The sequence below is a fragment of the Shewanella sp. LZH-2 genome (assembly GCF_016859145.1).
GTDB lineage: Bacteria > Pseudomonadota > Gammaproteobacteria > Enterobacterales > Shewanellaceae > Shewanella > Shewanella xiamenensis.
In genome coordinates, this window is record NZ_CP069350.1 from 3,103,663 (window position 1) to 3,116,840 (window position 13,178).

General features: G+C 42.8%; 8 protein-coding genes. 7 read left to right on the plus strand and 1 reads right to left on the minus strand.

The features are described 5' to 3' along the window. The first annotated feature begins 259 nt into the window (after positions 1 to 259). Positions 260 to 1,174, plus strand: coding sequence for a recombination-associated protein RdgC (gene rdgC, locus JM642_RS13720; RefSeq protein WP_037416582.1), 915 nt, complete (start codon positions 260 to 262; stop codon positions 1,172 to 1,174). A 196-nt stretch (positions 1,175 to 1,370) separates the two neighbouring features. On the opposite strand, the gene JM642_RS13725 is transcribed toward rdgC, so the two are convergent. After that, positions 1,371 to 3,182: a PDZ domain-containing protein gene (locus JM642_RS13725; protein WP_203431991.1), complete on the minus strand. Its 1,812-nt coding sequence runs from the start codon at positions 3,180 to 3,182 to the stop codon at positions 1,371 to 1,373. Between the two features lie 140 nt (positions 3,183 to 3,322). Between JM642_RS13725 and JM642_RS13730 the strand changes: the two genes are divergently transcribed. The 6 genes from JM642_RS13730 (at position 3,323) to JM642_RS13755 (ending at position 12,615) form a co-directional block, all read left to right on the plus strand. Further along, positions 3,323 to 5,485, plus strand: a complete 2,163-nt coding sequence (locus tag JM642_RS13730) for a tetratricopeptide repeat protein (RefSeq protein ID WP_203431992.1) — start codon at positions 3,323 to 3,325, stop codon at positions 5,483 to 5,485. Positions 5,486 to 5,634: 149 nt separating this feature from the next. Then, positions 5,635 to 7,191: a GGDEF domain-containing protein gene (locus tag JM642_RS13735; protein WP_037416573.1), complete on the plus strand. Its 1,557-nt coding sequence runs from the start codon at positions 5,635 to 5,637 to the stop codon at positions 7,189 to 7,191. 56 nt (positions 7,192 to 7,247) lie between these two features. Further along, positions 7,248 to 8,603 (plus strand): nucleotide 5'-monophosphate nucleosidase PpnN, encoded by a 1,356-nt coding sequence (ppnN, locus tag JM642_RS13740; RefSeq protein WP_037425808.1) that lies wholly within the window; start codon positions 7,248 to 7,250, stop codon positions 8,601 to 8,603. A gap of 14 nt (positions 8,604 to 8,617) precedes the next feature. Next, a complete protein-coding gene (gene xni, locus JM642_RS13745; RefSeq protein WP_069454575.1) occupies positions 8,618 to 9,400 on the plus strand; it encodes a flap endonuclease Xni in 783 nt (260 codons plus the stop codon). A 110-nt stretch (positions 9,401 to 9,510) separates the two neighbouring features. Then, a complete protein-coding gene (locus tag JM642_RS13750; RefSeq protein WP_037416564.1) occupies positions 9,511 to 9,939 on the plus strand; it encodes a DUF3192 domain-containing protein in 429 nt (142 codons plus the stop codon). A 552-nt stretch (positions 9,940 to 10,491) separates the two neighbouring features. Further along, positions 10,492 to 12,615 (plus strand): P-loop NTPase fold protein, encoded by a 2,124-nt coding sequence (locus JM642_RS13755; RefSeq protein ID WP_203431993.1) that lies wholly within the window; start codon positions 10,492 to 10,494, stop codon positions 12,613 to 12,615. The last annotated feature ends 563 nt before the right edge of the window (positions 12,616 to 13,178 follow it).

The window sequence follows — 13,178 nt, forward strand, 5'->3', positions numbered from 1 at the left end:
TTGGTTTGGAACGACCGAAAGTTTGCAATGAATCTGTTTCAGTTTTATTTCAATTGTGACAACTTAGGACTACCACCATAAAACCGCACCACCTACAAAAGACAAAACCCATTAACACCAAGGGTTATAGCTGAGTTTTTCTCAATGTTACATTTTGATGAATTCTGCAACCAAGGCAAAATTTAACGATTTCAGGTAGGTTTACCCCGCCGCAACTATGCCGTAAACTGCGACTTTATTTTTCCAATGAGCGCATCTTATGTGGTTTAAAAATCTTACTCTTTATCGTTTCAATAAACCTTTTTCCATCGAGACAGAAGCACTTGAAACCGCACTTGCCGATTTCACATTTTCCCCGTGCGGCAGCCAAGACGTCAGCAAATTTGGGTTTTCCAATGCCTTAGGTAAACAGGGCAGCACCTTAGTGCACAGCGCCAACAATCGTCATCTAATCTGTGTCACTAAAGAAGAAAAAATTCTTCCTGGTCAAGTAATTAAAGAATCATTAGAAGAAAAAGTGGCACAAATTGAAGACGAAGAAAATCGTAAACTCGCCAAAAAAGAAAAAGATGCGCTAAAAGATGAAATCATCACTAGCCTATTGCCACGCGCTTTTTCGCGCCGCAGCCAAACTCGCGCACTGATTTTACCTGAGCTAGAAATGATCCTCGTCGACAGCTCAAGCGCCACTAAGGCAGAAGAATTATTAGCCTTATTACGCAAGGCCTTAGGTAGCTTGCCAGTGATCCCATTAAGCTTTAAAGCACCGATTGAAAGCCAATTAACTGAATGGCTTAAAAATGGCAGCGCCCCCTTACCCTTTGAAATGCAAGATGAAGCTGAGCTGAAATCAGCCGCAGATGAAGGCGGCATAGTACGCTTTAAGCAGCAAGATCTAAAAGAAGACGAAGTACTTGCCCACCTCGAAACCGGTAAAGAAGTGCATAAGCTCGCCCTGCACTTTGGCCAATCGATTGCGCTACTGCTGCAATCCGATGCCAGTGTGAAACGCTTAAAATTCTCCGAAGAATTTAGAGCAGGCAATGATGAGTTGGGTAATGAAGATCCGATGGCGCGCCTCGATGCTGACTTTGCCTTAATGGGCAGTGAATTAGTCGCACTAATGCACGCCCTAGTTTCTGCATTGGGTGGCATTGAAGAGACTCAAGCTTAACGCTTAAAACGCTGTCTTATTTGGCCAAGGCTCCTTGCTAGCGAGTATTAGAAAAGTAAAAGGCGCAGCAGTTGGACTCAGTTCACTGCGGCGCCTTTTTAGTCTCTATGACGGAAGTAACACGTTGGCAGCCATTCGAGGGCGCGATTCAAGTTAGCCAGCCTTAAGACCGCCACTCACTCAAATCGCAAACAAGTTAACTTTTCGTCAGCAGCTCACCCTTATTATCAAACGGCCAATCAATGCCCAGCCAAGCCTTGAAGAAGGCTTTTTGCTGTTTAGTCGCCTTCACATCGCCTTTGAGCACTAGCTTGCCGCTTTGTTTCTCACCTAAGGTTAACGCCACTTGCTTGATTTTGTCGTTGTTAAATAAGGTGATTTCGACCTTATCACCCACTTTAAAGTCTTTGATGCGCTTATCAAATCCTTGAGCGGTCACCTTTAAGCCATTAATCGCGATAATCTCGTCTCCCGCCATGATACCAGCCCGCCAGGCGGGGCTATTACGCAATACTTGGGCAAGCACCAAAGAACCATATTCGCTGCTTAAAGTCATGCCAGTGAAAGGCTCAGCTTTAGCGTCTTTACCGTAGGACATCACTAATCCCGCCTGAGACAACAGGCTTGAAAACTCGAGGCTCAGTGGACTATTCACATGACTTTGCCACCATGGGCCATAGTCCTTACCCGATAAGTCCTTCAGAATTTGCTGCACATCGGCCACAGCGTACCCCTTAGGTACGCGGTAATCCTGATAGAGTTTACGGTGCACATCGCGATACGAGTGGATGAGGTTCGAGTCCGTTAGCAGGGAGAAATCCAGCGCCAGTGAGGCTAAATAACCTTCGGAGTAAATATTCACACTGTGGTTAATGGCATAATCGCCGCCCGTACTGCTCCATTCGCCTAAACTTGCCTCGGCAACCGATTGAATTTCGCGCCCGGGTGTCAGCTCGCTTTTTTCGATACGTTTGGCTAAGTCTTCTAAAAATTCTTTTGGCGTCATCACTCCTGCACGCAGCAGTAACTGACCTTGGAAATAACTAGTTGATCCTTCGGCAATCCACAACAGTTCAGTCATATTTTCATGCTGATAATCGTAGGGAACAAGACCCGACGGACGATAAGCTTTAACGTTCCAAGTATGAATAAACTCATGGGACGCAGTGCTAATAAAGCGCAGGTAATCCTTACGCTCACGAAAACTAAACCGTGGTAGTTGGATAACCGTCGAGTTTAAGTGCTCGGTCGCGCCGCCCGCACCGCTGGTGGCATGCACCATATACACATAACGATCAAAAGGATAATCATCCCAGATCGCTTTGGCTTGGCCACTCAATGCGGTTAAGTCTTTCACCACCTTATCGGCATCGTAGTTGCCTTCACCCCAAAACACTAATTCATAGTCTTTGCCATTAGCACTAAATTTTTTGTGAGTACTCACCCCTGTTTCAATGGGGGAGTCAATTAGCACATCATAATTAGGTGCAATAAATGAATGCGCCATTTTGCCTGACGACATGCCCGAATAACTCTGCCAGTTTTCGGGCACGGTTAATTGTACTGCAACTGGGTCTTCTCGAAATTGCGGGCTATACATTAATACGCCACTGGCATCGAGATAAGCATGGCTTGAATCAATATGACGCACGCGCTGGCCTAATTCATTGGCGTAAAGTTGATAACTCACGGTTACATTGGTTGGATTATCTAAGGCTATTTTCCACTCGCCACTAGCACTGCGTTTCCATGGGAGTGGATTGCCCTTACTGTCTTTTGCCGTGAATAAACGCACGCCATCAGATAGTGGTAACACTTGGTATTTACCCGTACGCCACACAGGAAGATTAACCGTTAACTCACCTGCTTTAGCTTCGGGAAACGTTACACTCACCTGTGCAAGATGATGTTGGGGTTGGCTTAAATCAATTTTGTAATCCACATCGGCAAATACGTTAGCCGACCCTAATACACTTAATGCCAAAATAGATAATCTATTGGGTTTCACTCTGACTTCCTTCCGTCTTCTGTTATTATGCTTCTTATATTTTTTCCAAGTATAACAAGTCGATGTAGCATCCTCATTAGGCGCTAACAAAAGCTAACAAAATAAGTTCCTTGACTTAGGGAATATAGGGCCACCTACACATGCATAAACTCATTGTTATTTTCGTGACCTTGTTAATATCTATTTCTTTTCAAACCTTGGCGGTCGATCTTGAGGCTGAAGAAATAGAATTGCGTGAAACGCCACAAAAAATGTATGACAGGCTTAATCAGTCGATTTCTTTTCCAATCACCTTTAAGAACCGTGAACAATTCGAACGAGCAGCCCAAGAACAGGGCTACAGCAGTGATGAGTTTGAGCACATACTGCAACTCCTCGCACGGTTAAATCTGGAACCCAATGTCAAAACCAAGGTGGGTTTTCAAGACGCAAACAACTTAATCGAACTTCTGGCAAGCATAGCGCAAACGCCCTTCGAGCAAGCCACCGTCGCCATGCTAAAGGGGCGCTATATCGGCCGCACCGAACAAAAATACCAAGAAGCGATCGCTTTTTATAACGAAGCACTGACACAGATCAGCGAAAGCGTTGATATTGAGTCTATGCTGCTAAAACATACCATCCATGAACATTTAGGTGGCCTGCACTTGGTTATTCGCCAAGATGTACCTGCACTAATGCATTTTCACACTTATCGCGATATTGCTTATAAGCTCAGAAACGACTACCTCATCGCGGCGGCCGAATCGAAACTAGGGCACTACTATAATAAAAATCAACAACTAACCAAATCATTGCAACATTATAGTGAAGCGATTCGACTATCAAATCGCTCCAATTATCCGTCAATGAAAACGCATCTTCAGTTACAACTCGCTAAGGTGTATCGTGATTTAAAACAATGGGATGAAGCGTTAAAAAATGCCCACGAAGCCGCAGCAGGATTTAAAAAGCTAGGGAACGATACTTATCTTTCCAGCTGTATGACAGTTATTGCCATGGTGTATGGTGAGCAAGGGGATTGGAACCGCGCCATTGACTACTACCTTAATGCTCAGCAACTCGATGCTAAACGCGGTAATTACATCGCTCAAGGGCTTAATTTCCACAATTTAGGTCAAGCTTACTCGCATCTTAATGATGATGTGAATGCACTTAAGTATTTGTTGATGGCTAATAAAATATTCACTGAAAAACAAAGCCATCATTACTTGGTCTATAACGAATTACTGATTGGCGAAATTGCTCAAGGCAAGCAAGATTGGCCATTGATGATGGGGCATGCTGAAAACGCTTTAGCGTTGGCGACAGATTTAAATCTACCAGAGGAGCAAAAATCAGCACTGACACAAATCGCCCTTTCGGCAGAAAAACAGCAAGATCAAGCCAAAGTGATCAACACACAAAAAAAGATTATTGAGTTAAACAACTCATTAAAAGACACCGCTAAAGATCCTGGCGTCACTGCTTCAGTCCTTGCTGAACAGCAGCTCAAGTTAGAACTCAATATGATTCAAAGCAAGTTAAATGATGCCATTCAAACCGCTAAGGATACTAATCAATTCCTGGCATTTAGTGGTCTTATCATAACCTTGTTGGTGATAGCAGTTATCTTCTTACTAAATCAACGACGCAAGAGCAAACAGCAAAACGCATCGCTGCTTCAATTAAGCTTAGAAGAACCTTTTACCCATCATAAGGGATATGCTGCACTATTAAACGATCTGACGCTAAACCCGCCTAGCACTCAAACCACTGCGCTAGCTTTAATTGAATTTCGCGACCATATATCGACTGACCTCAATCACGGCCAATATTTTGCCAATACTATGACCCGTCAGCTCACAAACCATATTAGCCATAGTCTGTTTATGCCCGTCTATGTGATCCGCCAAGGCTTATTTGCGGTCAGGTTTACTGAGGCCGTAGAACCACAGCAAGTGTTAACACAACTTCAACAGCAATTCGATAAACAAGCATTTACGCCTAGTTTCAATCTCGGCTTTATCAATTTGCCCCTGCTTGCCAAAGCGGAGATTAACATTGCCCCCAAATTGCTGTTTGAAACCGTGCAAATGGCGCTCGCTGGTGCACGAAGTTTGCCAAATGACACTTGCTATTATGTGAGTCTCAGAGCATTAGATTTTGTGCCACCGACACTGTTTGCCGACCCGCTGTTTTTGCACTTAGAGAAAGGTATTGAACGCGGCCTGATCCGAGTCGAGACGAATGCGATAAAGGAAGATATTGTATGGCCTTGCTGGGAAAATAACCAAAATCGGCATTTGTTAGAAAATATTTGATCAATATCGACAATTAATCACTATCGTACAAGCAAAGCAATTTGCACTCTACGACCATTGTTATAACATTAGAAGCATATGAGTTAAACGCTAATCTGGACAGAGGACGTCTTGCTTGTTAGCCCTGCAGAGTTAGGAAAATACTCCGGATGAAGGATTCCAACGCGACTGTTACACAACTTGCATTACTTCAACAGAAACTTCATTCGGCAAAACTTGCCCTCGATGAAGTCAATGAAGATAGAAATGCTAAGTTACAAACTTTACTCCAATTTATTGGTCATTTAAGTCTTGCCTGCAAAGGTCAAAACTTAGAATTGGATAATAAGCTTGCCAAACTTCGCCATAACTTAAATACCTTTGAGCGAGTCGATGAAGCCCTACCTGAATTGGTCGATGTTGAACGCCTATTAAAAGGCCAATACCACCACGTAATGGTACAACTTGAAGAAAGTCGCGCAGGGCTTGCACAGGTCGTCCGCCAAATTCAACGGGTTAACTCTGTACCAGAAAAGCTCAAAAAAGAAATTAACTACTTTAAGCAAGATCTCGCTAAACCGTTCCATACGGTGTGGGAGTACATTCCTAAAGTAAAACAAATTATCGGCTTCTACGACACCATCCTACAGCAACAGTTTAATGAAACTGAAAAGTTAGATGTGTTACCAAAGCACAGACAACTCGCCCATGAGTTGGCACAAATGATCTCGGAAATTGAATTCCGTAAAGATCAACGCGATCAAGTGCTTGTCATTAAAGAAATGCTAGCATCCGATATTGAAATCGATAATTTACTGGAGGCTTATCAAACGATTTTATCCCTGCTGCTCGATAATATTGCACGGGAAAAATCCGCCTCTCAGGAATTTCTCTACGCCTTAAACGATGCCTTAGCAGCAGTGCGGGAAGTCGTTAGTGAATCCTATAATCACAACCAGCGTAGTTTCCAACTCAAAACCCAGCTTAATCGTGAAATCAATTCTCGAGTCGATAATGTGGGTGAAGCCATTATCGATACCGACGATATTGTCGACCTCAAAGCACGTTTAACCGAACAGCTCAATTCAATTCGCTCCGCACTCGCCCGCAAAGAAGCCTTAGAACAACGGGAGCAAGCCTTACTGCGTAAATCGATGGAAACCATGCGCAAAGAGCTTAACGAGCTGAGCAACGAGGCCAATACCTATAAAGAACGACTTTTCGAACAACAAAAGCTCAATCTGCTGGACAGCCTAACTCAATTACCTAACCGTGCCGCCTTAGAAGAGCGCATGGAGCTTGAGTATCGCAATTACCAACGTCATAAATCTCCGCTATGGATTGCGATTGCAGATATCGATCACTTTAAGAGCATCAATGACAGTTTTGGCCACAGTACCGGGGACAAAACCCTACAGGTCATCGCCATGGCATTAAAAAATTCTTTACGGGATACCGAGTTTGTCGCCCGCTACGGCGGTGAAGAATTTGTGCTCATTTTGCCAGATATTGACGATAACGATATCGCTCAACTTTTAAACAGAGTTAGAGAAAAAGTAAAAAATATTCCATTTAAATTTAAAAATCAGCGGATTACAGTTACAGTATCTATAGGGGCTGCACGAGTCATGGGCAATGAGCTCATACACGAAACCTTTGAGCGCGCCGATGCAGCACTCTACAAAGCAAAACATGAAAGCAGAGACAGGGTCGTGATTGACGTATAACTAAGTCAGACTATACGTCGCTTCTTATCACTCCTGTCGATACGAAGGAGTGATAAATGATAGTAAAAGTCAGCCCTAAGGGCAGCATGGATCAGCTTTCACAACTTGAAGTTGATCGCCTCAAAAAAAGCGCCAAAAGCGCCCTATATCAACTGTATCGTAACTGCTCACTCGCGGTACTCGCCGCGGGTTTAAAGACCGACAATTCTAAAGCACTATTCGAGCAATATCACGACTTCGACATCAATGTACTGCAACGTGAACGCGGGGTTAAGCTCGAGCTTATCAATCCACCGGAACAAGCCTTTGTTGATGGCCAAATTATCACAGGAATCCAAGAGCATTTATTTTCGGTGCTCAGAGATATTCTCTACATCAGCGACAAATACGACACCCTAAAACATATCAATTTAACAAATGCTAGCCACATTACTAACGTCGTGTTTGATATTTTGCGTAATGCCCGCGCCATTGCGCCCATGAAGGATCCTAATGTAGTGGTCTGCTGGGGCGGACACAGCATTAATGCCATCGAATACCAATATACCCGTGAAGTCGGTTATCAACTCGGCCTAAGGGAATTAGATATTTGCACTGGTTGCGGCCCTGGCGCAATGGAAGGCCCGATGAAGGGCGCAGCGATTGGTCACTCTAAACAACGGATTAAAAATGCCCGTTATATTGGTCTCACTGAGCCAAGTATTATCGCCGCCGAGCCGCCTAACCAAATCGTTAACGAGCTGGTGATCTTGCCCGATATCGAAAAACGCCTAGAAGCGTTTGTACGCTTAGGTCACGGCATTATCATCTTCCCCGGCGGTGCGGGTACAGCCGAAGAACTGCTGTATATACTGGGGATTTTGCTCAATAAAGAAAACCAACAAACGCCCTTCCCACTGGTATTAACTGGCCCCAGCGAAAGCGCAGATTATTTTATTAAAATTGATGAGTTTATCGCTGCTACCTTAGGGCCCGAAGCGCAGCAAAAATATCAAATCATTATCGATAATCCTGCCGAAGTCGCTCGGGTAATGAAGCAAGGCATGGAGCAAGTGAAAAACCATCGCCGTGCCACAGGAGATGCTTACCAATATCAATGGGGGCTAAAAATTGAGCCAGAATTTCAACTGCCCTTCACACCCACCCATGAGGTAATGGCAAACTTAAATTTACATTTTCAAACCAACAAAGCGGAGCTTGCAGCCAACCTGCGCAAAGCCTTTTCGGGTATCGTAGCGGGTAATGTAAAATCCGACACCATCAAACAAATTGAGCAATTAGGTCCCTTCCACATTAAAGGGGATCCGCATTTAATGGAGTTGATGGACAATTTGCTGGGAGCCTTTGTCGCCCAGCATAGGATGAAACTGCCGGGAAGCGCTTATGTTCCCTGCTATCAAATCGTGAAGTAAAACAAAAACCGCCAATGAATAAGTTTTTAATTATCGATGGTCTCAACTTAGTCCGCCGGATTTATGCGGCGATCCCAGATGAGAACGATATGGACAGTTTAACGGAGCGTGTGAGTGTCGCCTGCACTAAACTGCTGCGCATTCACCACCCAACCCATGTCGCTATCGTCTGGGATGGGGATGAGATCTCTTGGCGTAAACAGCTCTACCCTGATTATAAAAAGGGCCGTAAACCTATGCCTGAGCCACTGGCGGCGGGCTTAACGGCATTGCAAGAACACCTTAACAGTTTACAAATCCAATCAATTTATGCCGCTGCTGAGGCCGATGATGTTATCGCCACCCTTGCAATGAAAACCGCCAAAGCCCAAGGTGAAGCCATTATTGTGTCGACGGATAAAGGTTTTAGCCAACTCAATCATCCGCGGATCAGCCAGTGGGATCACTTTAATCAGCAATATCTCAACATCGCTGAGCTTGAACAAAAACTGGGAGTCGATCGCAGCCAATTTCTCGATTTAATGGCTCTTGCGGGTGATAGCGGCAATAAAATCCCCGGTATCGCAGGTATTGGCCCTAAATCGGCCGCCGAGTTACTCCGAACCTTTAGAACCTTAGCGACACTGTTTTCCTCGTTGTCCAATCTCGGCGCCAAACAAGCGAAAAAGTTAGCAGAAGGCCGAGATATAGCACGGCTCAGTTATAAGTTAGCCCAGCTACAAACCGATTTACCCTTAAACATCAACTTAAAAGATTTTCGGGTCAATAGCCCTATTCATACGACACCCGTCGACTAGCGCCTCTTGTTAACACTAAGTTGCAATAAAGCCGTTTACCTCAGGTCATCAAAGGCGTATTTTATTCATTTGCCAAATAACACATTGGATATGCAAAGGAATTAGATTCAATGAAATCAAAAACCTCGGTTATTATTGGTAGCATATTTGCCGCCTATGTCGCCTTCGTCGCCGTAGTGGTACTCGTATATGAGCCCACTCCAGATGAAATGGATTGGGAAGATAGGCAAGTCTATAACAGCCAGAAATTAAACGATTTAACACTCGGGCAAGATATTTCCGCCGTCAAAACCCTATTTGGTAAGGCCGATTTTACAGAGGCCAAATCCCTTAAGGATAGCCAGCTACAAGTGCTCTTTTATCGTACTCACCATGAAAAATCCGATGGCGTGACCAGCAAAGAAGAATGCACCCCGCTGATTTTTAAAGACAATAAACTCGTGGCCTGGGGCGATGATACCTATAAACAGTATCTCGAAGCCGGCACAGATATTGTTAGCCGCACCGCCAAAGAGGTCGAAAGCTCAAGCAAAAATTGATTTTGCTCTGATATCACCATCATCCCTAAGCTAAATATCCAAAGCTTATTAAGCTATCCCCCAAAATGGCAGTGTAAATCAATACATTGCCATTTATGTTCCAGAACTGCTTGGAAGCGAGATAACTTTATTGTCAGGTGTGCAGGATGAATTGTCATTTTCCCCTGTGACACGCCACCCTTTAAGTTAATAAAAATCGTCCCTGAGGCTCGACTAAAACCTAGATGTTTTAAAAGGTCGCAGGTACCACAATGCCAATCTTTACGGCCATTGAACTGTTCATCCGGCTAAAAGCTGATGCCCCAAACCTTCTCAGAACTAGCGATGGGAACATCTGCCCAGTACACCAATAAACCAAGTTAATCTAATCCGTACTTTGGTTCTTTATACGGAATCTTTCCGTAGTTCGCCCCTATAACTATATGTTGATTCACAAAAAAGATTGATACCTATTGAGTTTAATAATGAATGGCAGCAACATACACAGCATTCAAAGATGGAAAAAGTCCATCTATAAAGCGTTAGCAATCTTTACAAATAATGGAATTATGAATGGGAAAGTACCATAACGACCAACCGATACAGGGTGGACTCAACGATCCTGATTTACTAAATAGACTCGACTTTGCAAACCATTTAGCAAATATACTTCTATTGAATCATGATGATGATTGTTTAACTGTTTCTTTGGAGGGTGAATGGGGTTATGGAAAAACGTCAGTAATCAACCTTGTCAAAGGCGCTTTAAATGAAAAAGAATCTGCTCCAATTATTATTGAGTATAACCCTTGGTTGGCCGGTAAGCCGGAATCGTTAATTCAAGATTTCTTACTTCAATTTTCATCACAGCTAAATATTAAAGACAGTTCTGAAGTAGCCTTAAAAGCAGCCAAGGAGCTAATTGCATATTCAAGCCTTTTTAGTGTCGCAAAGCTCGTTCCTGGTGCAGAGCCTTGGGCATCAATTTTTGAAAAAGTATTTTCTAAGTTTGGAGATTCAAGTAAGAAGATTGCAGAGCTGAAGAAGCTTGATTTGCTCGGAAAAAAGAAAAAGGTTGTATCTGCAATACAAGAGATTAAAAAACCAATAATTGTTGTGATAGATGATATTGATAGGTTGACCCCATCTGAAACATTTCAAGTGTTACGTCTTGTTAAAGCCGTAGCAGACTTTTCTGGAACATCATTTCTGTTAGCTTTTGATTCAAATTATCTTGTCTCTGTTTTAGATAAAAATGACATAGTTAATGCTTCCGAATATATCAACAAGATAATACAGCTCAGGGTTCCTCTACCTGTAATTTCTGAACGAAGTATGAACGAACTGGCAAATGTTGAGCTGGAAAACTTAAGCGATAAAAACCTAACTGATAGTTTTGAGAGTGATCAAGATAGATTGAGTTGGATTTATCATAATTATTTCAAACACCTAATCAAAAACCCAAGAGAGCTAAAAAGGTTTTTTAATCACTTAAGGTTTGTTCTGGAACAGATTCAAGGGCAAGTTTGTTTTTCAGACCTTTTCTCTTTATCAATAATTGCCACTAAAGCAAATTCTGTGTACGAGCATATTAAGAAATCGCCAGAAGCATACATCGGCAGAAGATATTCAAATGACGGTCTAATGATGGATAAGCCTGAAGATATTGTAGGATCATTCAAAAATGAACGAGATTTTATTCTAAATGTATTTAACGAAATGGATCGTAAACTACTAGAGGGGCTTCTTGGTGACACCTTTCCGCTTCTTGCTTCAGGAGGGTATTCTCATTATGGAGTTTCTGATGCAGATTCCGCCGGTCGGGTGTCTGCACCTCAAAGGCTTCATGTTGCATTTCACTACACAACACCAATTGGTTACCTTTCAGACCAAGATATTCTTGAGTTTATCTCTGGAAAAATTAACAGAAAAGAATTTCTTGAAAGTGTGATTGCAGAAGACGCCGAAGGTCGATTTTTTGAAATGATGACGAATTATGCAAAAGCATGCACTGATAATAGTTCTGATATTCTGGCTAGCATTTATGATGAATTTCTTAATTCTGACAAGCTAATATTGGAACAAGAAAGTAATTTGGCCTTTATGTCCAAGGACCTATATCGCCAAATGAATTGGCTGACAAATAAGGTTATCTCTGAGAGTCACAATAAATATACATTGATCAAATATTTGATTGGCAGAGAACAAAGCGCCCCTATAGCAGCCGATATTCTTTATAAAATTAGAGGCCAAGTGCATGGGAAAAGTCATGATGAGCAATGGGTCACTAAACAACAGCTAGAAGAGCTTGAAATTGATTATCAAGAGGTTGCAATTAAGGCTCTTACTGAAAGGGCATATATCAAAAACCATCTTGAGTCACATATTTTCTACGAATTGAAAAGATCCTCAAAAGAAAGGACTTCTGATTTCATGTTAAAAGTATTGAGCAATGAAAATGGCACAATTAGAGTGGCTGAAATAATTGGAAACTCAGGTAGTGATTCAACTAACGGGCCTTACGTTCAGATTGATGAAGAGACCTTTAGTGATGTTATAGATTTAGAGGCTCTTAGAGAGCACGCTAAGAAATTAGATATTGGAAACCAACCAATTCATATTCAGGCAATATTAAAAAGTATTCTTGATGGAAAAAAATACTATTTAAAAGATGGAGAGCTAGGTGAGCGATGGTAGCCATAATTGCTAACAAGGCACTGTTGTCGGACTGGTTTTTCGCTGCACTCCAAACCAGCCGAAAAGCGCGGCGTTAAACCCATAGAAATTTTAATCCGAAACTGACGAGTTAGAGCAAAGGGTCTATTACGCTTTTTGTCCCAAAACTGCTTAGTATTTCTTTAAAACTTACAGACTAAACTAATGCTAAACAGGTTTGCCATGGTGATTAGCGAGACGACCGTCCGCCCCATGGCCGCTCTTTGGCATCCATGCCACCGCGGCATTCGTGAATCCATTCACATCAGACGGGGCGGTCGAGCATCCACGGATGGACTTGAACAACATCCCTGTTTAACGGCCTGTTCGCCATCCATGGCTCTCGTTCATAAGCTTAGAAATCCTAGATTTCTATTCACCGTGTCGTTGAGCAAATACCATGGTTCGCCCTTAAATATGGTCTGCATTCAATAACCAAGCAATGATATTCGTCTTCCAATATTTAACGCTCTTCTTGCCCCAAAGCATGCTTTGTATTTCTTTAAAACTTACAGACTACGCTAATGCCAAACAGGTGAGCCATG

Excerpts from the sequence above, each read along its gene's own strand:
- rdgC (WP_037416582.1), top strand. The coding sequence starts at position 260 with ATGTGGTTTAAAAATCTTACTCTTTATCGTTTCAATAAACCTTTTTCC.
- JM642_RS13735 (WP_037416573.1), top strand. The coding sequence starts at position 5,635 with ATGAAGGATTCCAACGCGACTGTTACACAACTTGCATTACTTCAACAG.
- JM642_RS13750 (WP_037416564.1), top strand. The coding sequence starts at position 9,511 with ATGAAATCAAAAACCTCGGTTATTATTGGTAGCATATTTGCCGCCTAT.
- xni (WP_069454575.1), top strand. The coding sequence starts at position 8,618 with ATGAATAAGTTTTTAATTATCGATGGTCTCAACTTAGTCCGCCGGATT.
- ppnN (WP_037425808.1), top strand. The coding sequence starts at position 7,248 with ATGATAGTAAAAGTCAGCCCTAAGGGCAGCATGGATCAGCTTTCACAA.
- JM642_RS13755 (WP_203431993.1), top strand. The coding sequence starts at position 10,492 with ATGGGAAAGTACCATAACGACCAACCGATACAGGGTGGACTCAACGAT.
- JM642_RS13730 (WP_203431992.1), top strand. The coding sequence starts at position 3,323 with ATGCATAAACTCATTGTTATTTTCGTGACCTTGTTAATATCTATTTCT.